The sequence below is a fragment of the Faecalicatena orotica genome (assembly GCF_003149245.1).
Taxonomy (GTDB): Bacteria; Bacillota; Clostridia; order Lachnospirales; family Lachnospiraceae; genus Faecalicatena_A; species Faecalicatena_A orotica.
Map to the genome: position 1 here is coordinate 1 of NZ_QGDL01000015.1, position 26,231 is coordinate 26,231.

General features: G+C 45.9%; 30 protein-coding genes and 2 pseudogenes. 25 read left to right on the forward strand and 7 right to left on the reverse strand.

Features of this window, described 5'->3' with window-relative positions:
- Positions 1 to 214, reverse strand: a pseudogene (locus tag A8806_RS20620) (IS4 family transposase); the annotation flags it as partial.
- A 331-nt stretch (positions 215 to 545) separates the two neighbouring features.
- On the opposite strand from A8806_RS20620, the gene A8806_RS20625 reads away from it, so the two are divergent.
- The 3 genes from A8806_RS20625 to A8806_RS20635 all read left to right on the forward strand — a co-directional run bounded on the left by A8806_RS20625 (position 546) and on the right by A8806_RS20635 (position 2,368).
- Entirely contained in the window at positions 546 to 788 is a 243-nt protein-coding gene (locus tag A8806_RS20625; protein WP_109733065.1) for a putative signal transducing protein, read from the forward strand.
- A 191-nt stretch (positions 789 to 979) separates the two neighbouring features.
- Positions 980 to 1,522, forward strand: coding sequence for a DUF6323 family protein (locus A8806_RS20630; protein WP_109733208.1), 543 nt, complete (start codon positions 980 to 982; stop codon positions 1,520 to 1,522).
- A gap of 39 nt (positions 1,523 to 1,561) precedes the next feature.
- Positions 1,562 to 2,368, forward strand: coding sequence for a DUF6179 domain-containing protein (locus A8806_RS20635; RefSeq protein ID WP_109733066.1), 807 nt, complete (start codon positions 1,562 to 1,564; stop codon positions 2,366 to 2,368).
- Between the two features lie 12 nt (positions 2,369 to 2,380).
- Here A8806_RS20635 and A8806_RS20640 read toward each other — a convergent pair whose 3' ends face one another.
- Positions 2,381 to 2,956: a TetR/AcrR family transcriptional regulator C-terminal domain-containing protein gene (locus tag A8806_RS20640; protein WP_109733067.1), complete on the reverse strand. Its 576-nt coding sequence runs from the start codon at positions 2,954 to 2,956 to the stop codon at positions 2,381 to 2,383.
- 394 nt (positions 2,957 to 3,350) lie between these two features.
- On the opposite strand from A8806_RS20640, the gene A8806_RS20645 reads away from it, so the two are divergent.
- Together A8806_RS20645 and A8806_RS20650 are read left to right on the forward strand one after the other, a co-directional pair.
- Positions 3,351 to 3,926: a manganese efflux pump MntP gene (locus A8806_RS20645; protein WP_109733068.1), complete on the forward strand. Its 576-nt coding sequence runs from the start codon at positions 3,351 to 3,353 to the stop codon at positions 3,924 to 3,926.
- 42 nt (positions 3,927 to 3,968) lie between these two features.
- The gene (locus A8806_RS20650) at positions 3,969 to 5,324 is read left to right on the forward strand and encodes a radical SAM/SPASM domain-containing protein (RefSeq protein WP_109733069.1); all 1,356 of its coding nucleotides are present in this window, start codon (positions 3,969 to 3,971) and stop codon (positions 5,322 to 5,324) included.
- A gap of 103 nt (positions 5,325 to 5,427) precedes the next feature.
- Here the strand turns inward: A8806_RS20650 and A8806_RS20655 are convergent, their stop codons facing one another.
- The 3 genes from A8806_RS20655 to A8806_RS20665 form a co-directional block, all read right to left on the reverse strand.
- Positions 5,428 to 5,685: a spore coat protein gene (locus tag A8806_RS20655; RefSeq protein WP_109733070.1), complete on the reverse strand. Its 258-nt coding sequence runs from the start codon at positions 5,683 to 5,685 to the stop codon at positions 5,428 to 5,430.
- A 12-nt stretch (positions 5,686 to 5,697) separates the two neighbouring features.
- A complete protein-coding gene (locus tag A8806_RS20660; RefSeq protein ID WP_109733071.1) occupies positions 5,698 to 5,880 on the reverse strand; it encodes a hypothetical protein in 183 nt (60 codons plus the stop codon).
- 102 nt (positions 5,881 to 5,982) lie between these two features.
- The gene (locus tag A8806_RS20665) at positions 5,983 to 6,708 is read right to left on the reverse strand and encodes a gamma-glutamyl-gamma-aminobutyrate hydrolase family protein (protein ID WP_109733072.1); all 726 of its coding nucleotides are present in this window, start codon (positions 6,706 to 6,708) and stop codon (positions 5,983 to 5,985) included.
- A gap of 134 nt (positions 6,709 to 6,842) precedes the next feature.
- Here A8806_RS20665 and A8806_RS20670 point away from each other — a divergent pair, with 134 nt between their 5' ends.
- Complete coding sequence (locus tag A8806_RS20670) at positions 6,843 to 7,859, forward strand: dipeptidase (protein WP_109733073.1); 1,017 nt, start codon at positions 6,843 to 6,845, stop codon at positions 7,857 to 7,859.
- A 94-nt stretch (positions 7,860 to 7,953) separates the two neighbouring features.
- The gene (gene uraA / locus A8806_RS20675; protein WP_109733074.1) at positions 7,954 to 9,210 is read left to right on the forward strand and encodes a uracil permease; all 1,257 of its coding nucleotides are present in this window, start codon (positions 7,954 to 7,956) and stop codon (positions 9,208 to 9,210) included.
- Between the two features lie 85 nt (positions 9,211 to 9,295).
- On the opposite strand, the gene A8806_RS20680 is transcribed toward uraA, so the two are convergent.
- Both A8806_RS20680 and A8806_RS20685 read right to left on the reverse strand, forming a co-directional pair.
- Positions 9,296 to 10,519, reverse strand: coding sequence for an argininosuccinate synthase (locus A8806_RS20680; RefSeq protein WP_109733075.1), 1,224 nt, complete (start codon positions 10,517 to 10,519; stop codon positions 9,296 to 9,298).
- A 485-nt stretch (positions 10,520 to 11,004) separates the two neighbouring features.
- Entirely contained in the window at positions 11,005 to 11,331 is a 327-nt protein-coding gene (locus tag A8806_RS20685) for a hypothetical protein (protein ID WP_109733076.1), read from the reverse strand.
- Positions 11,332 to 11,675: 344 nt separating this feature from the next.
- On the opposite strand from A8806_RS20685, the gene A8806_RS20690 reads away from it, so the two are divergent.
- From A8806_RS20690 to A8806_RS20770, 18 genes and pseudogenes are all read left to right on the forward strand, one after another.
- Positions 11,676 to 12,776 (forward strand): helix-turn-helix domain-containing protein, encoded by a 1,101-nt coding sequence (locus tag A8806_RS20690; protein ID WP_181368812.1) that lies wholly within the window; start codon positions 11,676 to 11,678, stop codon positions 12,774 to 12,776.
- A 74-nt stretch (positions 12,777 to 12,850) separates the two neighbouring features.
- Positions 12,851 to 13,054, forward strand: a complete 204-nt coding sequence (locus A8806_RS20695) for a PLDc N-terminal domain-containing protein (RefSeq protein ID WP_109733078.1) — start codon at positions 12,851 to 12,853, stop codon at positions 13,052 to 13,054.
- Positions 13,051 to 13,968, forward strand: a complete 918-nt coding sequence (locus A8806_RS20700) for an ABC transporter ATP-binding protein (RefSeq protein WP_109733079.1) — start codon at positions 13,051 to 13,053, stop codon at positions 13,966 to 13,968. The genes A8806_RS20695 and A8806_RS20700 overlap by 4 nt, the downstream gene beginning before the upstream one ends.
- Positions 13,965 to 14,732, forward strand: a complete 768-nt coding sequence (locus A8806_RS20705) for an ABC transporter permease (RefSeq protein ID WP_109733080.1) — start codon at positions 13,965 to 13,967, stop codon at positions 14,730 to 14,732. Before A8806_RS20700 ends, A8806_RS20705 begins: the two co-directional genes overlap by 4 nt.
- Before the next feature lie 181 nt (positions 14,733 to 14,913).
- Positions 14,914 to 15,945, forward strand: coding sequence for a threonine aldolase family protein (locus tag A8806_RS20710; RefSeq protein ID WP_109733081.1), 1,032 nt, complete (start codon positions 14,914 to 14,916; stop codon positions 15,943 to 15,945).
- Positions 15,946 to 15,952: 7 nt separating this feature from the next.
- Complete coding sequence (gene lepB, locus A8806_RS20715; RefSeq protein WP_109733082.1) at positions 15,953 to 16,486, forward strand: signal peptidase I; 534 nt, start codon at positions 15,953 to 15,955, stop codon at positions 16,484 to 16,486.
- Between the two features lie 31 nt (positions 16,487 to 16,517).
- On the forward strand, positions 16,518 to 17,555 hold the full coding sequence (locus A8806_RS20720) for a hypothetical protein (protein ID WP_109733083.1): 1,038 nt from the start codon (positions 16,518 to 16,520) through the stop codon (positions 17,553 to 17,555).
- Positions 17,556 to 17,571: 16 nt separating this feature from the next.
- A complete protein-coding gene (locus tag A8806_RS20725) occupies positions 17,572 to 18,096 on the forward strand; it encodes a cysteine hydrolase family protein (protein WP_109733084.1) in 525 nt (174 codons plus the stop codon).
- A 51-nt stretch (positions 18,097 to 18,147) separates the two neighbouring features.
- On the forward strand, positions 18,148 to 19,329 hold the full coding sequence (locus A8806_RS20730) for an iron-containing alcohol dehydrogenase (RefSeq protein WP_109733085.1): 1,182 nt from the start codon (positions 18,148 to 18,150) through the stop codon (positions 19,327 to 19,329).
- Between the two features lie 22 nt (positions 19,330 to 19,351).
- A complete protein-coding gene (locus tag A8806_RS20735; RefSeq protein ID WP_109733086.1) occupies positions 19,352 to 19,585 on the forward strand; it encodes a DUF6019 family protein in 234 nt (77 codons plus the stop codon).
- 3 nt (positions 19,586 to 19,588) lie between these two features.
- Positions 19,589 to 20,191 carry a pentapeptide repeat-containing protein gene (locus A8806_RS20740; RefSeq protein WP_109733087.1) on the forward strand — a complete coding sequence of 201 codons (603 nt, stop codon included), beginning with the start codon at positions 19,589 to 19,591 and terminating at the stop codon, positions 20,189 to 20,191.
- Positions 20,192 to 20,345: 154 nt separating this feature from the next.
- Complete coding sequence (locus A8806_RS20745; protein ID WP_109733088.1) at positions 20,346 to 21,422, forward strand: helix-turn-helix domain-containing protein; 1,077 nt, start codon at positions 20,346 to 20,348, stop codon at positions 21,420 to 21,422.
- A 3-nt stretch (positions 21,423 to 21,425) separates the two neighbouring features.
- Complete coding sequence (locus A8806_RS20750; RefSeq protein WP_109733089.1) at positions 21,426 to 22,340, forward strand: helix-turn-helix transcriptional regulator; 915 nt, start codon at positions 21,426 to 21,428, stop codon at positions 22,338 to 22,340.
- Positions 22,341 to 22,410: 70 nt separating this feature from the next.
- Positions 22,411 to 22,863 carry a GyrI-like domain-containing protein gene (locus tag A8806_RS20755; RefSeq protein WP_109733090.1) on the forward strand — a complete coding sequence of 151 codons (453 nt, stop codon included), beginning with the start codon at positions 22,411 to 22,413 and terminating at the stop codon, positions 22,861 to 22,863.
- 58 nt (positions 22,864 to 22,921) lie between these two features.
- Positions 22,922 to 23,263: a TfoX/Sxy family protein gene (locus tag A8806_RS20760; protein WP_109733091.1), complete on the forward strand. Its 342-nt coding sequence runs from the start codon at positions 22,922 to 22,924 to the stop codon at positions 23,261 to 23,263.
- A gap of 260 nt (positions 23,264 to 23,523) precedes the next feature.
- On the forward strand, positions 23,524 to 23,658 hold the full coding sequence (locus A8806_RS26790; RefSeq protein WP_278321136.1) for a hypothetical protein: 135 nt from the start codon (positions 23,524 to 23,526) through the stop codon (positions 23,656 to 23,658).
- Between the two features lie 243 nt (positions 23,659 to 23,901).
- Positions 23,902 to 24,783: pseudogene (gene proB / locus A8806_RS20765) on the forward strand (glutamate 5-kinase); the annotation flags it as partial.
- A gap of 154 nt (positions 24,784 to 24,937) precedes the next feature.
- The gene (locus tag A8806_RS20770) at positions 24,938 to 26,188 is read left to right on the forward strand and encodes a glutamate-5-semialdehyde dehydrogenase (RefSeq protein WP_109733093.1); all 1,251 of its coding nucleotides are present in this window, start codon (positions 24,938 to 24,940) and stop codon (positions 26,186 to 26,188) included.
- Positions 26,189 to 26,231: the final 43 nt, after the last annotated feature.

Genomic DNA, 26,231 nt, shown 5'->3' on the forward strand with positions numbered 1-26,231 from the left:
AAGCGGTATCTTTATCGTAAGAGAAGAATTTGAGCAGTTCATCCTTTACAGTGCCGGTTTCCATAGAGATGATGAGATACAGCAAAGAGGGGAAATCCAGTTTTCTGTTTCTGGTGAAGTCAGTTTCAGGGTGTTTTGAAAAGTTCTCGGGATGGAGCGCCATTCCTGAAATAATTTCTAAGAGATTGTTTTTAACCTGTTTTGCAAATGACATATGAGACCTCCTTGTAGTCAGACAAAAGATATAGTTCTGATTACAGGGGCCGCTCTTGTTGCTGTCACACCAGCAACGAGAGCGGCCGCACATTTTGGGCTCTGTGTCAACCTTTAGAGGTGATTTTTTTAAATTTAGGTTAGACCCTTATTCAGGATTTAACCTCGTAACTTAACTAACTGACATTGCCTGTGAACAGTAACATTTATTCTGCTTGACATCTTTAAATAAAACGTGCACAATAAAATTAAAGATAAACGACATTTATTATTCCAGGCTTTGCGGGTAACCAGCACAGCTGTATGGTGATTCAGCCAAAGGAGGTGCCATTATGGAAGGCATGAAAGTAACAAAAGTATGCACGGCCAGAGACAAGATTGAAGCGGAGATGATTCTGGATATTCTAAGCCAGAACGGGATCACTGCATTCAGACAGGGAATCGGCAGCGGCGGTATCATGGACATCTATACAGGAAATTCAATCTATGGCGAGGATATATTTGCCGATGAAAGAGATGTAGAGAGGGCACAGGACCTGATTAGAAATATTATTGAAGGTGTAGAAGAGGCTTAATCCAAAAGTGGCAGGAAATATAAAATAGGTATAGAAAAAGAGGCGGGAATTTCATTTCCTGCCTCTTTTCTTAACATTATAATACCACAAAATGCACTTTTTTTCAAGTCTTGTAAAGAATAGGGGACGGACATATAATGAATATCACTGTTTACAGGAAACCTGCAGATTCATTGAAAGGGGTATTTGTTATGGATAGTCATGTTTTTGAACTTATGCAGTCAGCACGAAGGAAGGAGGAACTGGCAGTCATTTCGGGTATGAATCAAAAGACCGAGCGATTTGGCTTATTGCTTAAGGAAGAAGAGATAAATGAACTGGTCACATACCGGAATGACAGCCTGAAGCAGTTCCGGCGCTTTGAGTGGGGGACCGGGATGCTGGAAAAGCTGATTTATACATTCTGTGATTCACAGTATATCAATCAGCAGAATTATCTGGAGAGCCTGGAAAGGCTGCAGGATATTTTTTACAAGTTTAAGAATGCCACCTTAGACCGCATGACAGATGATGAGGTGCTCACTTTTATGAAGGAGCAGTATGAGACGGTCTGCTTCGGCAGTCTTGACTATCTGGAAGACACCTGTCTGGAGGTATACGCAGAAGCTGTACGAAAAGGCCACAAAGGATATACCGCCAGCGGCGGAAGGGGAGAGTACTCCGAATTTGACGAAGCCCGGCGGTGGGACAGTGAACTATATCAGCAGGTTCTAAAAGAATTGTGCTGGGAATAAAAAGGATGAATACAGACAACATGTCAGGGAGGGAATGTCATGGTTTATAAAATAGAAGAATTATTACCTGTTATGGCAAAACTGTCAGATAAGTACACGTCAAAGGACAGTGCTTCTGTTTCTTACGAGACAGCCCAGCAGCTAATGGAGGCCATTCTTTACTGTATACAGGAGTGCGGGGATGAGAATAAGGATCTGCTGGGAGGTGCTTCAGTGGACTGTATGACTGCCTACGAGCAGGATTACAGGTTCACGATGGACAAGGTCATGAGGGCAAAAGAAGTTTATCATAGGATTACTTCTGATTTCGAGGATTATGGCTGCCGGAATTACAGGGAAACAATCATAGAAGGAATGCCCATGTTTTTTACAAAATATGATGTGCGTTTTGAGCCGCAGAATCATATCCTGTCACTGGATTATCCGGCACTTGGGATGGCCCCCGGCAAAAGGGGCATCGATTTGATCATGGATTATCTTGAGGAAATCGAATATGAACAGCATTTTTTAAAATACTTCAAAAGAAAAGCGGTTACGGATCTGCTGGAATACCGCTGCACCGATTACCAGGAGCTTTATTTAGACAATATCTGTGAACCTGTTCTGATCAGGGCAGCAGCCTGCCTGGCCACGGATCAGGAGATCGGGAATCTGAGACTGGACGTAAGTGACCATAAAGCTGCGGAGGAATACTTTATGGAGGACACGGACAAACGTGCAGAAATCCACATGAGTGTTTTTCTTGATACTTTGGAAAAAAATATTATGGGAAGGGCGTACAGGGGCAGATTCAAAAACTGTGCCCATGAATTCACCTATAGAGTGAGACATGGCCTGCAGTTTTAAAGTTATCCCGCATCAGATTCTGCTGCCCGGAAATTCTATCAGATTCAGGATGGAATTGCGGATGATATAAGAATATGCCTCGTAAAGCTGATCCGAAGAATAGGGAATATCATGGGTGATCCAGTATTTCAGCGAATCGGCCAGACCGAACGTATAGAATCTCGCCATCGAGTCCTTTGACAGGATTGCAACCTTGTCAGGGGACTTAAGCGGGTATTTATTTAGCAGCGATAGAAACATATCAAAAATGTAGCGGCTCAGTAAAGCTTCAAAGGAATTTGGCCCTTCTATCAGATACAGCCTCTTGTAGAATTCCCGGTCTTTTTCCAGACAGCTGCACAGGAGGCGGAAGATATCTTCCTCCATATTATTATCTGTCAGTACCTGAATCTTATCTGCAATATCCTTCTTCAGGATCCATTCAATCACTTCATACTTATCCTGAAAATGTTTATAAAAAGTCGGGCGGATGACACCGGCGCCATCCGTGATCATCTTAATCGTTATCTTCTCAAATGGCATCTGCATGACAAGCTCTTTGAAAGACATCGTAAGCAAATCCTTAGTCAGTTCCCTTTTATCTTCCATAAAAATCATCCCCTTTTACGAGTATTGTACCATAAATACTAAACTCGTGAAATACCTCGTTAAGTATTTAGGTATATGTCTTACTAAGCGTGAAAAAACCACGCTAAGTGCGAGCATTATACCATAAAACCAAACTCGTGAAATACTTCGTTAAGTATTTAGGTATATGTCTTACTAAGCGTGAAAAAACCACGCTAAGTGCGAGCATTATATCATAAATACTAAACTCATGAAAACCCACCCGGCTACAAAAACGGGATTTTGTAGCCGGGTGGGAACAGATCGGGGAAATTGTCGGGTTTCGGATACAGGGGGGAGAGATTGAATATTATGGCACGGGGGATGGAATGTTACAATAATAACAGGCAGATAGATAGGGAAGGGGAGGAGGAAATTGGTATTATTTGAAATCCTTATGATTTCGGTCGGGTTATCTCTGGATGTGTTTGCGTATGCATTGTATAAAGGCGCTATGCTGCCGGAAATACGGAAGTCTTCTCTCATTAAAATTGGCGGTGTCTTTACGGTGTGGCAGATGGCAAGCCTTCTGCTTGGAAATATGATCACGAATATTCCAATGATAAAGGCTCCGGCTGGCAGGGCGGCTGTTCACTGGCGGTATCTCTCGGTTATTATTTTTCTGGGTCTGGGCCTTTATATGATATGCAAGGCCGGAAGACAGAAGGTAGTCATAGAGAAGATGGAGGAGCATGTAGAACTTAAACAGATTGCCATATGGGCATGCATTACAAGTATTGATGCCTTTCTCGCAGGAATCGGGTTTGGATTTTTCCAGACAGATTTTTTAATTACAATAATAACCGTAGGTATGGTTACGGCTGTCAGTGTAGTTGCCGGGTTATATGCGGGGTACTGGCTGGGATGCCAGTTTAAGAATAAAATCGTGATTCTGGGAGGGGGTATACTGCTGATCGGGGGCATTGAACTTTTAATCCGGGGAATAAACTAAAGAAAAGTTTCATGTACTGTAAGGTGAAGGAGGATATGAGATATGGGAAAATTAAGACATCAGGCTGAGAGGGCCGCTTTCGGAAAATTGATTGATACTTCTATGAAGCACATCAGCAAAGACAGGGAAAAGAGTTTCCTGAAAATGGTAGATTTGACCGAGAATTTTGCGAAGGACCGGTTCCAGCCGGAAAGCTACGAGGCGGCAAGGCAGATGATCCGGGATGAGGATGGGAAATGGATGACCTATGTAAACAGGATACTGGACGAGGTGAGCCCGAACGTGATTAAGAAAACCGCGATGAATCTGGGATTCGAGGCAATGCTCAGCGGCACTAAGATCATGCACGAAAGCCGTGAGAAATACCAGTGCAATATTCCCTGGCTGATTCTTTTGGACCCGACAAGTGCATGCAACTTAAAGTGCACCGGCTGCTGGGCGGCAGAGTATGGACATACATTATCCCTGACTTATGAAGAGCTCGACAGTATCATAACACAGGGGAAAGAGCTTGGGATCTATTTCTATATGTACACAGGCGGTGAACCACTTGTCAGAAAGGCGGACATCATCAGGCTGTGCAGAAAGCATGATGACTGTGCGTTCCATGCGTTTACAAATGGAACTCTGGTAGATGACGCATTCTGTGAAGAGATGGAAGAGGTAGGAAATCTCTCATTGTCAATCAGTCTGGAAGGATATGAGGAAGTCAATGACGGAAGAAGGGGGCCGGGCGTTTTCAATCAGGTTATGAAAGCGATGGATATACTGAAAGCGCACGGGCAGATATTCGGAACATCTATCTGCTACACCAGTGCAAATATCGATACCGTTACGTCCGATGAATTTCTGGATATGATTATTGAAAAGGGATGCCGTTATGCATGGTACTTCCATTACATGCCGGTCGGTAATGACGCCGCAGTTGAACTTCTCCCGACAAAAGAGCAGAGGGAGTACATTTATCACAGGATCCGTGAAATCCGTGCAATGGAAGGAGGCAAACCAATCTTTGCCTTTGATTTTCAAAACGATGGCGAATATGTAGGCGGATGTATTGCGGGCGGACGTAATTACTGTCATATTAATCCCAACGGCGATGTGGAACCGTGTGTGTTCATTCACTATTCGGGTGCAAATATCCGTAATGTCAGTCTTCTCGAGGCGCTTAAACAGCCGTTGTTTATGGCATACAGAGAAGGACAGCCGTTTAACGAAAACCATTTAAGGCCGTGCCCCATGCTCGAGAATCCGGAAAAGCTGATGGAAATGGTGAGGAAAACGGGGGCCAAATCGACGGATATGCAGTCTCCGGAATCCGTAGAGCATCTCTGCGGGAAATGTCTGGAATATGCTGAAAACTGGAAGGAAAAGGCGGAAGAGCTTTGGAATAAGTAGGAAGCTTTTATTAAAACGAAAAAAGGAATCCGGAATGGATCATTTCGGACTCCTTTTTTCGTTTACATCAGAGAGTTGGTTTCATTGCGTAAATATGATTTCTTTAGAAAGTTTTCGGCTGGGTCAGGATATTTTTTACATGCTCTACTTCCTCAGAAGTTGCTTTGGCAGCAGGAACATAATAGCTTTTTTCTCTGGCCACATGATAGAGTTTTTCCTGAGACATTTCACATTCGTTGCGGATCTGCTTCAGGCATTGCTTTAATTCTTTGTTTTCAGTCTGCGGGATCATATCCCCGAACATTTTCAGTTCGCCGTTTACTCCGACTAATGCGTCGGATACCATTGTTTTTTCATTCATATGCGTCACCCCTTATAAGAATTTCATCAGTTCCTGTTTGTTTTTCATAGCAGAATCAGCTGCATCCTGGAAAAGTTTCTTTACTTCAGGATCTTCGGCCTGGGATGCATAATCGGTCATTTTGCAATGTGTTGTGTCATAGCCGCCAATGAGATGACGTAAGTTCTGTAAATCAAGTATTGATATTTCAGACATAATTGGACCTCCTTAAAGAAATAATAATTACGAGGTTTATTATGCCCGTATCCATGCAAAATATAAGAATTATTCGAATGAAAAATTTGTTATTAAATGTGATTAAGCCTCGGCGGTTTTAGCAGGACGCAGCCGCGCATGCAAGACAAATTCGGAAAAAAGCTCCCTCATTTCGGGGGAACTGCGGTACATGCATTCCGGATGCCACTGCACTCCGATCGCGAAGGGATGGTCTTTCATTTCAATGGCTTCAATCGTCTGGTCGGCGGCACGCGCACAGGCGATGAGATCCTTTCCAAGCATGCCTACGCTCTGGTGGTGAAAACTGTTCACATCCAGTCTGGAACCAATATATCTCTGGAGCTGGGAACCTTTTTCGATATTGATCCTGTGACTGACTTCTGACCGGGAATAAGACTGCTGCATATGGTTCATTGGCTTTCCGGGCTGCAGCGACATGTCCTGATAAATCGTACCGCCGCAGGCTACATTGTATACCTGCATACCGCGGCATATGGAAAAAACTGGTTTTTTGGTAGTGAGGACTGACTTCATCAGGCGGATTTGAAACAGATCCAGCGTAATATTCGTTTTACCGATTCCGTTTTTTGGTTCCTCACCAAATAAAAGCGGTGTAATGTCATCACCCCCGCAGAACAGGAATCCGTCACAGAAGGAGATATACTCCCGTATGGCAGAATCAGAACGGATGAGGGGCAGGATAAAAGGAAGCCCCCCGGAGTAACGGATGGACTGGATATAAGTATTGGTAACAAACTGCCTGTCGTTCATAAGCCCACAGACAACAATTCCGATTTTCGGTTTCATAAGCACTCCTTTTTTGGCATAAGATAGTTTGATAGTAAAAGAACAATACACTATTATGTGTGTATAGCGTATGTAAAAAACTGGGAAAATATACCTTGCCGTGCAGGGGATTTTTTCGAAAGGATGGTTATGAAATGATGAATTTAATTGACCTGCACTGTGATACAATCAGCAGGCTTATGACGGCTGGCGGGAGCCATAATCTGGCGGACAACGATCTGAGTATTGATCTGGGGGGAATGCAGAAGGCGGGAACGCTTGTCCAGTTTTTCGCATGTTTCGTGCATGCAGTATCCTATGAAGACGCCGGCCTGACAGACGGCAGTACAGGAAGACATATGCCTGCCCAGATTAGTCCTAAGGCATGGGACAGGGCTTATCAGGCGGTTCTTGAGATGGCAGGGCGAATCGACGGCGAACAAAATGACAGAATCAGGACAGCACATTCTTATGGGGAAATCAGGAAGAACCAGGAGCAGGGAATGATTTCTGCTGTAAAGGCGGCGGAGGAGGGCGGTATCCTAAACGGAAGGCTGGAGAGGCTGGAAGAATTGTATGATGCAGGGATCAGACTGATAACACTTACATGGAATTACCCGAACTGCCTTGGATTTCCAAACAGCAGAACAGGTGATATTATGGAAAGCGGGCTGACGGAGTTTGGATTTCAAGCGGTTGAACGGATGAATGAGCTGGGGATGATTGTGGACGTATCACATCTTTCCGACGGCGGATTCTGGGACTGCATTAAAGCGAGCTGTGTGCCAGTCTGCGCTTCCCATTCTAATGCACGTGCACTCTGTCCACATCCGAGAAACCTGACGGATGAGATGCTGAAGGCTCTGGGAGAAAAAGGCGGTGTGGCGGGTCTGAATTTTTATCCGGCATTCCTGTGCGAAAACGGTGTGGCAGTTGTGGATGATATTGCCCGCCATGCAGTACATATGATCAAAACCGGCGGGGAAGATGTGGCTGCAGTTGGAACAGATTTCGACGGATTTGACAGTGAGCCGCATGAAGGCTGGATCAGTCATGTCTCAGAGATGGAACTTGTCTGGGAAGCTATGAGAAAAAGAGGAATCACACCGAGGCAGCTTGACAAGGTCATGTCTCTAAATGCCCTGCGGGTGATTAGAGAGGCTATGAAATAATTGTAACATTTCCATATAAAAATAAATTTTCTATCTTGGCTCTTTATGATACAATAGTAAAGATAAAGTGAACAAGAGAGAAATGGAGGGCTATATGGAAAGTCGAAAAATTATTCAGGTGGAAGAAAAAGTACCGTTCAAAATGCTGGTGCCCTTGAGCATCCAGCATATGTTTGCGATGTTCGGGGCATCGGTTCTGGTTCCGTTTGTATTCGGAATTAACCCGGCGATTGTATTATTTATGAATGGTATCGGAACAATGTTATTTATTCTGATTACAAAGGGAAAAGCACCGGCATATCTTGGCTCCAGTTTTGCATTCCTTGCACCGGCGGGGATCGTTATCAGCAAATGGGGCTATAATTATGCACTGGGCGGTTTCGTAGTGGTTGGATTCTTCGGGTGCATCCTGGCTCTGATTATCTACAAATTTGGCTCAGACTGGATTGATATTGTGCTTCCCCCGGCAGCGATGGGGCCTGTTGTCGCATTGATCGGACTGGAACTTGCCGGAACGGCTGCTTCTAATGCAGGTCTGAAGGATGAGGTGATTGATTATAAGAATGTCATCGTATTTCTGGTGACCCTTCTGACGGCCGTGATCGGTTCTGTTGTATTCCGCAAGTTTTTATCGGTCATACCGATACTGATTGCTATTATTGCAGGATATGTGGCGGCACTGCTTTGCGGGATCGTGGATTTTGCAGCGGTCGGGTCAGCGGCATGGTTTTCACTGCCAAACTTCGCGACACCGAAGTTCAAATGGGAGGCTATCGTTATTATACTGCCCGTACTTCTGGTCATTGCATCTGAACATATCGGGCACCAGATTGTTACAAGCAAGGTAGTGGGAAGGGACCTGCTGAAAGACCCGGGTCTGCACCGCTCTTTGTTTGCAGATAATTTTTCAACAATGATCTCCGGATTCATCGGTTCGGTCCCGACAACCACATACGGTGAAAATATTGGTGTCATGGCCGTGACGAAAGTTTACAGTGTCTATGTCATCGGCGGGGCGGCAGTACTGTCTATAATATGCTCATTTATCGGGAAAATGACGACCCTGATCAGTACGATCCCGGGGCCGGTTATCGGTGGTATTTCCTTCCTCCTGTACGGAATGATCGGTGCATCCGGTATCCGCATCCTTGTAGAGGCACAGGTAGATTACGGGAAATCCAGAAACATGGCAATGACCTCCATTATTTTTGTGACTGGGCTTTCCGGCATATCCGTACAGTTCGGAAGCATCCAGCTTTCTGGAATGGTACTCGCATGTGTAGTCGGAATGCTGATGGGACTGATGTTCTTCATCCTGGACAAGCTGAAACTGACGAACGATAGAGAATAGTTTCATATTCGAAGATAAATAGGACGCTTGCCACGGCAAGCGTCCTACATTCATTCATATTAAAAGTTTCTTTACAATATCCAGCTTATTTTTTGTTCAGCTCCGCCATTTTCATTGCGCGTACTTTTAACGGCAGTCCGAACAGGTTGATAAATCCTTCTGCATCATGGTGATCGTAAAGTTCACCGGTTGTAAAGCTTGCCAGAGATTCGCTGTACAGTGAATATGGGGAAGTAGTTCCGGCTTTGATGATATTACCTTTATACAGTTTGAATTTAACTTCACCTGTTACATACTGCTGTGTCACATCTACAAATGCCTGAATTGCTTCGCGAAGTGGTGTGAACCATTTTCCTTCATATACGATCTGTGCAAACTTGTTGCCCATATCTTTCTTTACTTCATAGGTAGCACGGTCCAGAACAAGCTCTTCTAACTGGTCGTGTGCTTCCATCAGGATGGTTCCGCCGGGAGTCTCATACACGCCACGTGATTTCATGCCTACAACACGGTTCTCAACGATATCGACGATGCCGATTCCGTGCTTTCCGCCGAGAGAGTTTAATTCAGTGATGATTTCGGAAACTTTCATTTCTTTTCCATTCAGGCTCTTCGGTACACCAGCCTCGAATGTCATTGTTACATATTCGCCTTCATCCGGTGCTTTTTCAGGAGACACACCTAATACCAATAAATCATCATAGTTCGGCTCATTTGCCGGATCTTCCAGTTCCAGTCCTTCATGGCTGATGTGCCACAGGTTACGGTCACGGCTGTAGCTGTGCTTTGCATCAAACGGGAGGTCGATTCCATGCTGGTGGCAGTACTCGATCTCGTCTTCACGTGACTGCATGGTCCAAACATCTGTCATTCTCCAAGGTGCGATGATCTTAATGTCCGGTGCGAGAGCCTTGATTCCGAGTTCAAAACGAATCTGGTCATTTCCTTTTCCTGTTGCACCGTGGCAGATTGCAGTAGCGCCTTCTTTACGGGCGATCTCAACAAGCCTTTTTGCGATGACAGGACGAGCCATAGAAGTTCCGAGTAAATACTTGTTCTCATAAACAGCGCCTGCCTTTACACATGGCACGATATATTCGTCACAGAATTCGTCGATAATATTCTCTATGTATAACTTGGAAGCGCCTGATAATTTTGCTCTTTCTTCCAGACCGTCCAGTTCTTCTCCCTGTCCGCAGTCGATGCAGCAGCAGATTACTTCATAGTCGAAATTTTCCTTTAACCAGGGGATAATTGCGGTCGTGTCAAGTCCGCCTGAATACGCCAATACAACTTTCTCTTTACTCATTTCATTTGCCTCCTAAATGTATTTCATTTTTAATTATATATTTGGTCCGGCAGTGATTGCTGCCTTGTGTATGCCCCGTTGAGCTAACACATACTATACACCACTTTTTATATTTATGCAATAGAAAATGTGAAAAAATTCATTATATACATAAAATACAAATAAATATGCAAAAACCAAGAGATATTATGCAATGTTTATGCATAATATAATATACTGCGGGCCAGATACCGTAAATCACGTCATAAATATAGAAAGAGAACATGTGGCAGGCATCAGCAAAAAGTATATCCATTGCCCGAAGATAAGGAAGATATCACGGTTCAGAAACGTGTTCATTCAGGTAATGAGGGACTGGAGGAATATTTAAAGGGGATTTCGGTATATGAAATTGAGATAAATTTCGATGAATAGACACCACATACATGTGGGCGGAGTGTTATAAAATGACCGGATATGGTCATTTTATAACACTCTTTCTTTTATTATAACTGTTTCTGCCGGGAGTCGGTATCGGTATAATGCACCTTAATTGTTTTATATTTATGGCCATTTTTCAGGCACATACGGGAATGGTACATATTGATTACAAGTGAGTCGGGTACGCCATTGATTCTCGCATGCTCCACTGCGATTTTCCGGGCAGCGTCCTCTGTCAGCCAGATTTTATATTCAACCACATTCAGTTCTACGTCTTTTCCTGTGTCGGATAATGTACTCCGGTCGGTTACAATGATGTAATCCGGTGTGAGCTTCGTAATGATAATAAGGAAAATCCCAATGAGTATGATTATGCAGCCTCTCTTCTTCATAAAAAACACCTCTGCTTAAAATGTAGTGAAATAAAACAAGCCCGGAATCGGATGATTCTGAGCTCTCTTTAGTGATGGAAAAAGCTAAAGGTGGTGAGGAGATTAGCTCCTTTCATATTAAGTAAACACCTCAAAAAAATAAAACTTACGCGGGTTTGATAGAAATTATAAGACCTTTTTGGCGGCATCATAATCTTGGGATTAACCATTGGTTAATTTTGTTAATGGAATTTAACGATTAATCCATTGTGGGTTATCCCGGTGTCTGCTATTCTGTAACCAGAAAGGAAGAAAATACAAAAAGAAAAGCGGCATAATTTTAAACCGTTTTGGGAGGCATGATTATGAAAATACACGAAATTATCCGGAAACAGAGAAAGGAAAGAGGGCTGACGCAGGAGGAACTTGCAAGGTATCTCGGTGTCTCTGCACCGGCGGTCAACAAGTGGGAGAAAGGGCAGAGCTATCCGGATATTACGCTGCTTCCGGTAATGGCTGCTTATTTCAATATGAGCGTAGATGAACTTCTCGGCTACGAGCCGCAGATGATAAAGCAGGATATTGAAAAGCTATATCACAGGCTTGCGAAAAGGTTCAGCAGTGAACCATTTGAAGTGGTAAAGGCGGAATGCGATGAATATGTCAAAAAATATCATTCCTGTTTCCAATTGCTTCTACAGATGGCGGTACTATACGTCAACCACGTTCCACTGGCGCCGGCCCCAAAGGAGATTCTGGAGGAAGCCATCACACTTTTGGACTGTGTCATCGAAGACTGCGGCGAAGTCCAGCTTGTAAAAGAGGCAGTCATCACAAAAGGAGGGTGTTACCTTATGATGGAAAATCCGCAGGAGGTTCTGGACCTGCTAGGAGGTGAGGTTCATGCGATTATGCAGGATGCGGAGATGCAGGCTCAGGCTTTCCAGATGAAAGGTGACATGGAGAAGGCAAGGGAGGCGCTTCAGGTCAGCATGTACCAGCATCTTCTGATGTTTGTGGGAGATTCGGCACTGCTGGTTTCCTGGGAAACAGAATCACCTGCGAAGGCAGATGAAGTGATCCGGCGAACTCTTAAGGTTATGGAAATCTACCAGATTGACAAACTGCATTTCAATGTCATGGCGCAGGTATATCTGTCATTTGCACAGCATTACTGCATTGTAAAAAGGCCGGAAGATGCGGTGGATATACTAGAGAGGTATGTAAATGTTTTTCTAAATCAGGAACATGCACTCGAGCTGCATGGGGATGAATATTTTGACAAGATTGACAACTGGCTGTCGAACCTGACTCTTGGAAAAGAGCCGCCCCGCAGTGAGGCAGTCGTGAGGCAGAGTGTTCTTGGGACCGTTGCGGAAAACCCGGTATTTGCATGTTTAAAAGACAATGCCAGATACCGGCATCTTGTAAAGCGTCTTGAGGAATATTGCGGCAGAACGAATTAGGGCGTGTTTGATAAATCAGCCGTATACATGATTCATCTAACAGGCTTCAGAAGGAAAATCAGGAGGTAGAAATTATGAGTACACTTATGGAATATTTACCGGTCCTTTTACCGGTGATTATCATACAATTAGTTTTAATGCTGACGGCGCTTGTCCATGCACTGCGCCATCCGCATTACCGTTTCGGAAACAGAATCATATGGGTTCTTGTGATCGCATTCGGACAGATGATCGGACCCATCATTTATTTTGTAATCGGAAGAGGGGAAGAGGAATGAACATACTTGAAATAGAAGGCCTGAGAAAAAAGTTTGGTGCCCATCAGGTTCTGGACGGGTTAAACATAGTGGTACCGGAGCATTCCGTTTTTGGATTTCTCGGAAAAAACGGTGCAGGAAAAACGACTACTATGAAAATCGTACTGGGACTTCTGAAGGCAGATGCCGGGGAGGTCCGTGTGCTGGGTGAAAAAGTGGAATACGGCCAGACCAGTACAAACAGGTTTGTCGGTTATCTGCCGGATGTGCCGGAGTTCTACAGTTACATGACACCAAAAGAGTATTTAAGACTCTGCGGCCGCATCACAGGAATGACAGACAAACAGATTATGAGGAAGAGTGAGGAACTTTTAGAACTCACGGGACTAAAAGGTGTAAAAAAGAGAATTGGCGGTTTCTCCAGAGGGATGAAACAGCGTCTCGGAATTGCACAGGCGCTGTTTAACGAGCCAAAGCTTTTGATCTGTGATGAACCTACTTCGGCACTTGACCCTGTCGGGCGCCGCGAAGTGCTGGATATTATGGAACAAGTCAGGGAAAAGACAACGGTGATCTTTTCAACACATGTACTTTCAGATGTAGAGAGGATCTGCGACAGGGTGGCTGTATTGAATGACGGGAAGACGGTTATGGAAGGGACTCTCGGTGAAATTAAAGAAAGACACAGGAAAAACAGCCTGCTTATAGAATTTACAAGGAAAGAAAGCATGGACCGGTTCATGGAGGAACCTTTGTTCAGACAACTACTGAAGCAGTCGAAGCGTGAAGGGAGCCAGATCATCATCCATACAAAAGATATAGAGCAGGCAGAGGCGGAAATCATCCGCGGACTTAACGAGACCCGGCTCATGCCTTCCCGTCTGGAGATACTGGAACCATCATTAGAGGGATTATTTATGGAGGCGATACAATGAGGGCATATGCAGCATTTACAGCAAAAGAATTTACCGAATATACAAGAACATACAAACTGCTGGTAATCGGACTGGTATTCCTTCTGTTTGGAATTTCAAGCCCGCTGGCGGCCAAATTTATGCCGGAGATCATTAGCCAGTTCATGCCGGCGGGAATTGAGATTACAATTACAGAACCTGCGGCACTGGATTCCTGGATGCAGTTTCTAAAAAATATTTCCCAGATCGGTGCCTTTGTTCTGGTCATTCTGCTGAGTGGAATCATGGCAGGAGAGTACTCCAGAGGAACATTGATCCACATTCTGACAAAAGGACTTTCAAGGAAGACCGTCATCCTTTCTAAGTTTACGGCTGCCGCACTGTTATGGACGGGCGCATATCTGTTATGTTTTGGTGTGGCTTATGGCTACACATGGTATTTCTGGAGGAAGACCGTGAATACGCCCGGACTTGCTGAGGCAATTACGGCGTTGTGGGTATTCGGCATCCTGCTTACGGCGATAACCGTACTGGGCGGGGTTCTGGTCCGGTCATCTTACGGAACACTGCTCTTTACCGGGGCTTTGGTCGTCATCCAGATCCTTCTGAATATGCTGCCTGACGTACAGGATTACAACCCGATACAGCTGGCAAATGGAGGGACGCCACTGATGCAGGGCCAGTTGGAAAGTGGAAGCCTGATTAAACCGATGATTGTGGCGGCAGCGGGAATTGCCATATGCATCATCGCGGCATGTGCAGCTTTCAATAAGAAAAAACTATAGGGAACAGGACACGTGGAATGATTACGCAGCCATTTTCCGTGTTTTAACCGGACCGGGGAAGTCTCCCGCTTCTATGTCAAAGAGACATAAGCGGGGACTTCCCCGGTTCTGTTAATTTCTTATGGAAAACTTCCTGCGTGAGTAGTATAATCAGGTTATTACTACCGAGAGGAGAACGCAGATGATTTATTTCAATTGTGATTATAACGAGGGCGCTCATGAGAAAGTGCTGGAAAGACTGAGCAAAACGAATATGGAACAGACTGCCGGATATGGGGAGGATGAATACTGCGGGCAGGCCAGGAAGCTGATTTGCAGGCTTTGTAAGGATGACAGCCTGATGGTACAGTTCCTGGTAGGCGGCACACAGGCTAATATGACGGTAATCTCCGCGGCGCTGCGCCCGCATCAGGGGGTATTATCGGCTGATACAGGGCATATCAATGTCCATGAGACAGGTGCGGTTGAATCTACCGGACATAAGGTGCTCTCACTTCCGTCTGTGGATGGGAAGATTACGGCAAAACAGGTGGAAGATGCATACAGAAGCCATGTGGAGGAAGACAGTTTTGAACATATGGTCCAGCCGAAGATGGTATACATATCCAACCCGACAGAACTCGGGACCATCTACAGTAAGGCAGAGCTGGAGGCTCTTTCACAGGTGTGCAGGAAGAACGGGCTTTATCTGTTTATGGATGGCGCAAGGCTTGGATATGGCCTGACTTCGAAAGAGAATGATCTGGATCTGGAACAGATTGCGAAGCTGTGTGATGTATTTTATATAGGGGGGACAAAGGTTGGCGCGCTGTTCGGGGAAGCGGTTGTCATTTCGAATCCGGCGCTGAAAGAGGATTTCCGCTATATGATCAAGCAGAAAGGCGGGATGCTTGCCAAGGGAAGGCTTCTCGGGGTACAGTTTCTGGCCCTTTTGGAAGACGGACTCTATTTCGAGATTTCCAGACATGCGAATGAACTGGCAGAGGAGATCCGCGATGCCTGCAAAAAAGCCGGTTATCTGTTTCTGGTTGAGAATCCGACAAACCAGATATTCGTGATCCTGCCGGATGTAAAGCTTGCAGAACTAGGGAAAAACTATAGTTTCTGTTATCAGGAGCGCGTGGATGAAGCCCACAGTGCCGTCCGTATCTGCACGAGCTGGGCAACGAGCAGGGAAAGTGTGGAGAAACTGATAAAGGACATTGAAGGTTAGGGGATTTATGAAGAAAGATATAAAAAGAGATGAGATTCTGCATGAACTGCTGGAGTATCTGAAGGTGATAGCGATAGCCGTGGCATTTGTTTTCGTTGTAAATAGGACACTGATCGTAAATGCACAGGTCACTTCCGGCTCAATGGAAAGTACGGTCATGACAGGCAGCCGTGTGCTCGTAAACCGGCAGGCATATTTATTCCATGATCCGGAACGGGGGGATATTGTCACATTTAACTGCCCGGACGATCTGGGGAAAGAATATATGAAGCGGATTCTCGCACTTCCCGGGGAAACCATTGAAGGGAAAGACGGTATGGTCTATATCGACGGGAAGAAGCTGGAAGAACCATATATTAAGATACGGTTTGAACATGATTTCGGGCCGTTTCAGGTTCCGGCAGATTCTTATTTTATGATGGGGGATAACAGGAATAACTCATGGGATTCCCGGTTCTGGCTGAACAAGTATGTGAAGAAGTCGGATATTATCGGAAAGGCGGAATTCGAGTACTTTCCGGAAATTAAAAAGTTCTTTTAGAGAAGCGGCAGACATCAAAGAGGGAGGAAACATGCAGGTATTTTTTGATTGTTCGTTATGGATGGAACAGGGAGAAGAGGAATGCAGCTGCATCCAGCCTGTAAATGCAAGATTCAGAGCCGGTGGCCTTGACCGGGTTATTCCGGCCGTTTACTGCTTTGAAGAGGGAATTGTGTTTGACATTCTGACCGTGATGGATGAACGCGTTATGAAGGAGTACCGGGACAGATATGCGGAATGTGAAGAGAAGCCCGAAGAACTTTCGGATGCCCGGATTCTTGAAATTACCCAGAATAACCCATACCATAATGTAGACATTGCGTGTATCTGGCTGAATGGCTGCTGTGAAAAGGAAGAGATAGCATACAGCAGTACGGGATATGACCCGGAATATACAGGAGAGATGGAAAAACGTGTGGTCCTGAGGATAAAAGAAGCCTACCCTGAATATCTGGAAAATGAAAACTGTTTTTTCTGCCAGCGTGTTTCGCTGAAAACGCAGGAAGACTGGACGAAACACGTTCTGACAGAGATCAGGATACAGACGAGGGAGCTAAGGCGGACAGAGGTTCTGGATCTGGAGATGGAAGTGAAGCCGGGCGGGGAAGGCCGGGGGACATTTGTCCATCCGTTGACAGGGGCGCGGCACGAAGTGGTTATTTACGATATAGAGCTGGCAGAGCTTCCCGGAATCCGTCCGTTTTATGCAGGAAAGGCTTATGTTGTCCCGGAATTGTCAGGAGAGGAACACATTTTATTCGACAGTAATCTCCGGTTTGAAGATTCCGGTCCGGACGGCTGCAAAGAAGAGGGTGACCTGTCTGTCATCGGAGGCTCCGAAGGACCGGCCGCTGTTTTTATTGCGGCCAAAAGAGGCGGGGACGGGCCGGTATCTGTCTTTCTGGCAGGGAAAACGAAGGTGGGAGAATCAGAAAATGGCAGCCAGCCGGTATGCTGTTTTTCAAGACCTGTCCGGCCCGGTGTGGAGGAACACATTGTTTTTCGTATAATAGGACTGGAGCGTGTTACTGCGCAGGAAGAGTTGATACAGGTTTACCAGATGCGATGATTGGAAGGTGGCAGTGATGAAAATATTAGTAGTAGTTGATATGCAGAAGGATTTTATAGATGGGGCGCTCGGGACAAAGGAAGCACAGCAGATTGTGCCGGGAGTGATAGAAAAGATCCGTACGTTTGACGGCAGGATTCTGGCTACGCGTGATACCCATGAGGCAGATTATCTGGACAGTGAGGAAGGAAAGCACCTTCCGGTTGTACACTGCGTCAGGGGGACAGAAGGCTGGCAGTTACATCCGCAGATTGCGGCACTCATAAAAGAAGAGCCGATCGACAAGCCGTCTTTTGGCAGTACCAGGCTGGGGCAGGTGCTGCGGGCGTGTGATATCAGCGGAGAACCGGTTGAAAGCGTTACGTTGGTCGGACTCTGCACAGATATCTGTGTGATTTCCAATGCCCTGCTGATAAAGGCATATCTGCCGGATGTCCCGGTAATCGTAGATGCTTCCTGCTGTGCGGGAGTTACCCCAGAGACACATAAACAGGCACTGGAGGCGATGAAAGTGTGCCAGATTGAGATCGTAAACGAGTAAGACAGGTTCCTGTTTACAGGAACGCAGGACGGACATCAGGAGGGATGAATTATGAATCAATTTCAGTATTATACACCGACAAAGGTCATATTTGGAAAAGGAACAGAGGAAAACATGGGGGCTCTGGTTCAGGAATATGGTTGTAAAAAAGTGCTGGTACATTATGGCGGCGGAAGTGTAAAAAGAAGTGGACTGCTTGACCGCATTTACCAGTCACTGGATGTAGCGGGAATTGCATATGTTTCACTTGGCAAAGTCGTACCGAACCCGCATTTATCCCTTGTATATGAAGGGATTGAACTGTGCAAAAGAGAAGGGGTTGACTTTATCCTCGCGGTGGGCGGCGGCAGTGTGATTGACTCTGCAAAAGCGATCGGGTATGGTGTGACGAATGAGGGCGATGTATGGGATTTCTATGAGAAAAAGAGGAATGCATCGGCCTGCCTTCCAGTAGGTGTCATCCTTACGATTGCGGCAGCAGGATCGGAGATGAGTGATTCCTCCGTGATTACCAATGAAAACGGCTGGGTAAAAAGGGGGTACAGCAGTAATTACTGCAGGCCGAAGTTCGCCATCATGAACCCGGAACTGACGATGACGCTTCCACAATACCAGACCATGAGCGGCTGTGTGGATATTATGATGCATACAATGGAACGCTATCTGAATCATGCAGACAATATGGAACTGACGGACGGTATCAGTGAGCATCTGCTTCGCACGGTGATGAAAAATGCCAAAATTCTGCTGAACGACCCGGAAAATTATGACGCAAGGGCGGAAGTGATGTGGGCGGGAAGTTTGTCCCACAACGGACTGACCGGCTGCGGGACGGATGGAGGCGACTGGGCCAGCCACCAGCTGGAGCATGAGCTGGGTGGAATGTTCGATGTGGCGCACGGAGCCGGACTGGCAGCTATATGGGGAAGCTGGGCAAGATACGTGGTGGATGCAGGAGCGGAACGTTTTGCACAATTCGCAGTCAATGTTATGGGTGTGAAAGCTGCCGGGGATGGTATGCAGACGGCTTTGCTGGGGATCGAGGCAATGGAGGATTTCTACCGTTTTATTCACATGCCGGTATCAATGAAAGAACTTGGGATTGAACCGACAGAAGAGCAGATGAAAGAGCTGGCCCGCAAGTGCAGTTTCTGGGGCAGAAGGACGATAGGCTGTGTAAAAGTTCTGGAGGAGGAAGATATGTACCAGATTTACAAAAAAGCTTGTAATTAATATGCCGGATAGGAGAAAATAAATGATGTATATGTTTGGAATGCTGTACCATATATTAGCATTTGCGTTTGTCGTGGTTATCGTTGGAGGACTTTTCGTACTGCTGTATTTTGTCGTCAAAAAGGCAGTCAGGGACGGTATGATGGAAGCGAATGCCGAACTTCATAAGGGCCCGCAGCAGAGCGCCAATGAACGGAATACAGATTACAGGACCGCAAAGGAGAAGGCGGCAGAACAAAAAAGAGAAGGATTGTAGAGGATGCTGACAGAAGAAATACAATATGCCGGTATGGATGAGATGCCTGTTGAAAACCGGGAATTTACAGAAGAAGTACTGACGGGGGTCAATGCCAGTAAAGTGGAGTTTGTATCGGTCAGATTTGAGCGTTGCAGGTTTGTCGATTGTGATTTTACAGGTGCAGGTTTTTACCAGTCCTGTTTTGATAAATGTGATTTTTCCAACTGCCGTTTTACGGGGAGTTACTGGAAAAACTGCGAAGTGTCAGGATGTAAAGGGAATGGCAGCATGTTTGACCATGCGGTGCTGAAACATGTGAAGCTGCTGGAATGCCAGATGCCGCTGGCGAATTTCGGGGGCAGCCTCTGGGAGGCAAGCAGGGCAGAGCTTTGCAGCTTTCAGGAGGCTTTTTTTTCGGAAGTGAAGCTGAAGAAATCACAGTTTATCAAATCGGATTTCACGAAAGTAGATTTCTTCAGGACGATTTTAAAAGGTATGGATTTTTCCGACAGTGTAATAGAGAGTATTATGGTATCGGACAGCTATAAGGAACTGGCCGGGATGAAGATTAATATGTTTCAGGCTGCCGAGATTGCGAAATTACTCGGGGTAAAGATCGTATAAATACAGAGATACCTGAATGCACGTTAATATTTGCGGCATAAATATGAATGATCCTCCGTTGTTTTGAGGCTTAACAGTCTGATATGATGATGACAGGGACAGGATAGATCTGAATGTTTCGACAAAAACGTAAAAAACAACAGGAGGAATCATCATGAGGATACATGAAATTATCAGGGAAAAAAGGAAGGAACAGGGACTCACACAGGAACAGGCGGCCGGGAGGCTTGGGATTTCGGCCTCTGCATTCAATAAATGGGAGCGCGGGATGACCTGCCCGGATATCATGATACTGCCGGCGCTGGCAAGGCTTCTGGAGGTGGATTTAAATACGCTGCTTTCTTTTGAGGAGGATCTCACAGATCAGGAAATCGGTGTATGGTGCAGCCAGATATCCGACTGCATCATGAAAGAAGGTTTTTCTGCGGGATATACGGCGGCAATGGAGAAAATACGAAGATTCCCGAACAGCGGTATGCTGCTTTACACGATGGCAGCTACTCTTGAGGGCGGCCTGACGATGTTTGCAGACGGCGCCGGGGATGAGGGAGAAAGGCAGAGGTATCTGGATGAAATTGAAGGTCTCTATGAGCGCGCTGCTCGTGGGAAAAATGAAGCTGCCCGCATGCAGGCAGTCTCAATGCTCGCCTCAAAACTGATGAACCGCGGGGAGTATGAGGAAGCGCGGGGAAAATTAGAACTTTTGCCGGAACGGAATTTCCCGGATAAAAACCAGCTGCTGGCAAGGCTGTATTTCCGGCAGGGAAATTATGCAGAGGCGGCCCGGCTTACTGAGAATAAAATTCTTGCGGCGGCGAATGATATCTATTCCAGCCTGTTTATGCTGATGGATATCGCGCTGGAGGAAGAGCGGATTTCGGATGCGGAATATTTTGCCGGGAAAATGGTACAGACAGTTAACGTATTTGAAATGTGGGACTATTCTGCCTGTGCGGCGGAATTTACACTGGCAGTAAAAAAACAAGACAAAGAAGAAGTCATGCGTGTCCTGAAGAAAATGTTCCCGGCGCTGGAAAAGAAATGGAAGCCCTGTGATTCCCTGCTGTACAGCCATATCAGCGAGAAAGAAGGGGGCGAAAGACGTCAGGAGTTTGGCCGCAGGTTTCTGAAGAATCTGGCGGCAGAACTTCAGGAGGATAAAGATATGGAGTTTATCAAAGAAGATGAGGCTTTTCAAAAGTTCCTGAAGAGGTATAAAGGAGAAGAATAACCTATGAAGATTGACCGTTTGATCGGGATTCTATCCATCCTGCTCCAGCAGAAAAAGGTGACGGCGCCTTATCTTGCCGGGAAGTTTGAAGTATCCAGAAGAACTATAAACAGGGACATCGAGGCACTTTGCAGGGCGGGGATACCACTTGTTACGACACAGGGGGCCGGCGGCGGGATTTCCATCATGGACGGTTACAGTATCGACAAAACGCTTCTGACATCCTCTGACATGCAGGCAATTCTGGCCGGGCTGAGAAGTCTGGACAGTGTGGCCGGAAGCAGCCGTTACCAGCAGCTTATGGACAAGCTTTCCCCGGAGCATTCAGAAATCCTTACATCCAGCCAGCATATTCTGATCGACCTGTCCTCCTGGTACAAGAGCTCGCTTGCTCCAAAGATAGAGCTGATTCAGGCGGCAATTGAGAGAAAAGAGCTGATCGAGTTCGAATATTATGCACCCGGCACGGAAGGAAAACGAAAAATAGAGCCTTATCTTCTTGTGTTTCAATGGGCATCCTGGTATGTGTGGGGGTATTGTCCGAAGAGACGGGATTACAGAATGTTTAAACTGAACCGGATGCCGGAAGTGAAAAGTACCGGTGAGAAGTTTGAAGCGAGGGAACTTCCGGAGTTCAAAATAGAAAAAGAAACGGTTTTTCCGGCAGTGATCTCTGTGAAAGCACTGTTCGAGCCATCGTTTAAATGGAGGCTGATGGAAGAATACGGGCCGGAGAGCTTTCAGGTACAGGAGGATGAAAGACTGCTGTTTCAGTTTGGATTTATGGATAAAGAGAGCATTTTCGGCTGGATTTTAAGTTTCGCGGATCACGCGGAACTGCTGGAGCCGGTGGGGCTGAGAGAAGAATTGAAGAAACTGCTTAGCAGTATGCAGAAAAAATATGAATCCAGAGAATAATGATGACATGCAGTTGTCGTGTTTCCCATGTTATCCTGAATCTATCAAACAGAAAGGTAAGGTTAAATAAATGGAATACGAAATTGTAGAATTAGAGGAGAAAAAGGTAGCGGGACTGCGTGCCAGAACGAATAACTTTGCACCGGATATGACGCAGGTGATCGGCGGGCTGTGGCAGCGTTTTTATCAGGAAGCCTATCCGCACATTACGGGGATGGTCAATGGAAAGTCACTTGGCATTTATTCCGGATATGAAGGAGACGAAAAGTCCGACTATGATATAACCGTTGCCTGTGAGGTGGATGGATCCGGAGCACTGCCAGAGGGAACCAGCCTGTTTATGATTCCGGCCGGAAAATATGCGAAGTTCGTTGTAACAGGGGACCTGCACGCAGAAATTGCAAAATTCTGGAAGAACCTCTGGGCAATGGACCTTGACCGCACGTTCGTATGCGATTTTGAAGAGTATCAGAATAAAGATGTAGAAAATGCGGTGATACACGTCTATATCGGGATTAAATAATATAGGACAGGCATCAGTTTTGCGGGAAGATAATACCTGCTTTAGAAAGGGGATATGTATGGCATCAACATTAGAATTCGTGGAATATGTTGCAGAACAGCTGCATGAAGCCGGAAATATCAGCTATAAGAAGCTGTTTGGTGAATATGGACTCTGGTGTGACGGGAAGTTTTTTGGAACAGTGGAGGGGAATCAGTTTTATGTAAAAATGACGCAGGCAGGACATGAGATGATGCCGGAGGCAGTTCCGGCGGCACCGCATGGAGGCAGACCGGGGATGTATCTGGTGGAAGAACTCGAGGATACTGCATTCTTAAAAGAACTGACAGAGCGGACATTGATGGAACTGCCGGAACCAAAAGTAAAGTCCGGGAAAAGAAAACAGGTTTCTAATTCATAAAAAGAAAATTTGTGGTGTATTAAATAAAAACGATTTTTCCGTATATATCTTAAACAGCGGAAATACGCAGATAGACCGAAGTTCATTTAGACTGACGTCTAGTTTTGAATGACTGAAAAAATGCAGGAAATCGCTTGACAAATCATGAAATGCGGGTAAAATAAAAACAACTGATGCAAAAGGATGCGCTGAATATGCATCTGCATACAGTCTGACAGTTAACTGTCACAAAATGAATTTGAAACAAGAAGACCACACGAATGATTGGAGTTGTAGTGATGAAAGCAAAAAGTAACAGCCTTGACATCATGAACCGGTTTAATCAGACTCTGCCACTTTGCGACAGTGTTGTTTTTGTGCCGTGCGTTCCGAGTCCCCTTGGGGTATGCGCATAGTATAAAAATGAATATTGGCAGTAAAGAGGATATCGTTGTGCTGAATGCTTGTATGGATCATATACAAAGGATAGGAGGATGACTATATGCTTCTATCCTTTTTCTTTTTGGAATCTCCCTACAGTTTCTGGGAGGTCTTAAAAGGCAGGCTTTAGAAGAGAGGCGGACTGCATATCCGGCTCTCTTTTTGCATACAGCGGTTTATCAGTATAAGTGAAATGAAAAAGAGGAAGGTTAAACATTATGGATAGAAAAGAGATTTTAGGGAATAAAAAAAGAATTGTGATAAAAGTAGGAACTACGACAGTTACCTATGACGAGACAGGAAATATCAATCTGGATAAACTGGAGAAGTTCGTGAGGATTCTGATTAACTTAAGAAACAAGGGCAGGGAAGTCATTGTAGTTTCCTCCGGTGCGGTCGGTATTGGAAGAAATGTACTGGGGCTTTCCGGCCGTCCGGAGACAGAGGCGGCTAAGCAGGCATGCGCCGCGGTCGGCCAGGGGCGGCTTATGATGATCTACGAAAAGCTTTTTAACGAATACAGCCAGCTGACAGCACAGGTACTGCTGACGAAGGAATCCATAACGAACGAGGAATGCAGGAAGAATGCAAGACAGACCTTTGACGAGCTCTTCAGGATGAATGTCGTGCCTATCGTGAACGAAAATGATGCAATATCTGTGGATGAACTGTCATATGGTAATTTCGGGGATAATGACACACTTGCGGCATATGTGGCAAAACTGGTAGATGCGGACCTGCTGATCCTCATGTCTGACATTGAAGGCCTGTATACGGATGATCCGAAGAAGAATCCGAATGCGAGGTTTATCCATACGGTAGTCGGGATCGACGACAAGCTGGAGCAGATGGCGAAAGGGGCTTCGAATGACACAGGCACGGGCGGGATGTCTACCAAGATTGATGCTGCAAAGATTGCGACGGCATCGGGTGCAGATATGGTGATTGCAAACGGGGCTAATATTTATTCAATCAATGACATCATGGCAGGAAAGAAGATCGGCACGCTGTTTTTATCCAGAGAGCATGGCAGGGAATTAGAAAATGAACTTGCTCCGGAACGTGCAACGTACCGCAGACAGGCTAAAAAACAGAAGAAGGAAGGGCCAAAGGATGAAGCATACCGGAATGAAATGCAAAAAGAAGGTTTTGTGAAGCCGGGATTTCCTTCTGACAGGGAGTCTGCAAAGGGGCAGGCAGTAACGATGAAACAGGATACCACGGAGTTTTCGATGATTATGACAGGAGGCAGTTATGGGCAGTTATATGGAAACATTGGGCAGTAGGGCAAAGACGGCATCCAGAGAGGCAGGGAAGCTGAGTACGAATGAAAAGAATAAGGGACTGTTATCTGTTGCAGAAGAACTGCTTCTGGAGATGGAAGCCATTCTGCAGGAAAATGAAAAGGATGTCAGCGAGGCAGAAGCGCGTGGGATGAAGGCTTCGCTTGTAGACCGGCTCAGGCTCACGGAAATCCGCGTACAGGATATGGCAGAAGGGCTGCGGCAGATAGCGGCTCTGGATGATCCGACTGGGGAAGTCCTTTCCATGAAGAACCGGCCGAACGGACTACGGATCGGGAAAAGAAGAGTGCCGCTCGGGGTCGTGGGAATTATTTATGAGTCCAGGCCAAATGTCACGGCTGATGCATTCGGGCTTTGCTTTAAAACCGGGAATGCCGTGATATTAAGAGGCGGGAGCGATGCGATCCATTCGAATAAGGCAATCGTCCATGCGGTAAAGGAGGGGCTCAGGAAGGCGAAACTGCCCCAGGATCTGATTTTGCTTGTTGAGGACACAAGCCGGGAGACCGTCAATGAAATGATGAAACTGCACGGATTCATCGATGTACTCATTCCAAGGGGTGGAGCGGGCCTGATTGCCAGCGTGGTCCAGAACAGCACAGTACCGGTAATCGAGACCGGAACCGGAAACTGCCATATTTATGTAGATGAAGGTGCTGATTTAAACATGGCAGTGGATATTATCGAGAATGCGAAGACGCAGAGAATGGGAGTATGCAACGCCTGCGAATCGCTGGTGATTCACGAACATGCGGCCGCGCAGGTGATCCCGATGATTGTAAGCAGGCTGAAACTGCACTCAGTGGAAATCCGCGGGGATGAGACTGCCTGCGCACTGAGTGGGGAAATTGTACCCGCATCTGAGGAGGACTGGGGAACAGAATATCTGGACGCTGTAATCTCAATTAAGGTTGTAGAATCACTGGATGCAGCGATTAAACACATCAACACTTACAACACAGGGCACTCCGAGTCGATTATTACAGAGAGCTATGCCAATGCACTGCGATTTCAGGATGAGATTGATGCAGCGGCAGTCTATGTAAATGCCTCCACACGCTTTACAGACGGTTTTGAGTTCGGCTTCGGGGCAGAGATCGGGATCAGCACCCAAAAACTGCACGCAAGGGGTCCTATGGGGCTGGAGGCACTGACGACTACAAAATATATCATTTTTGGCAGCGGCCAGATCCGCAGATAAAATTTTTAACGAATATTTGACTAAAATTAAAATTTTTCGAATA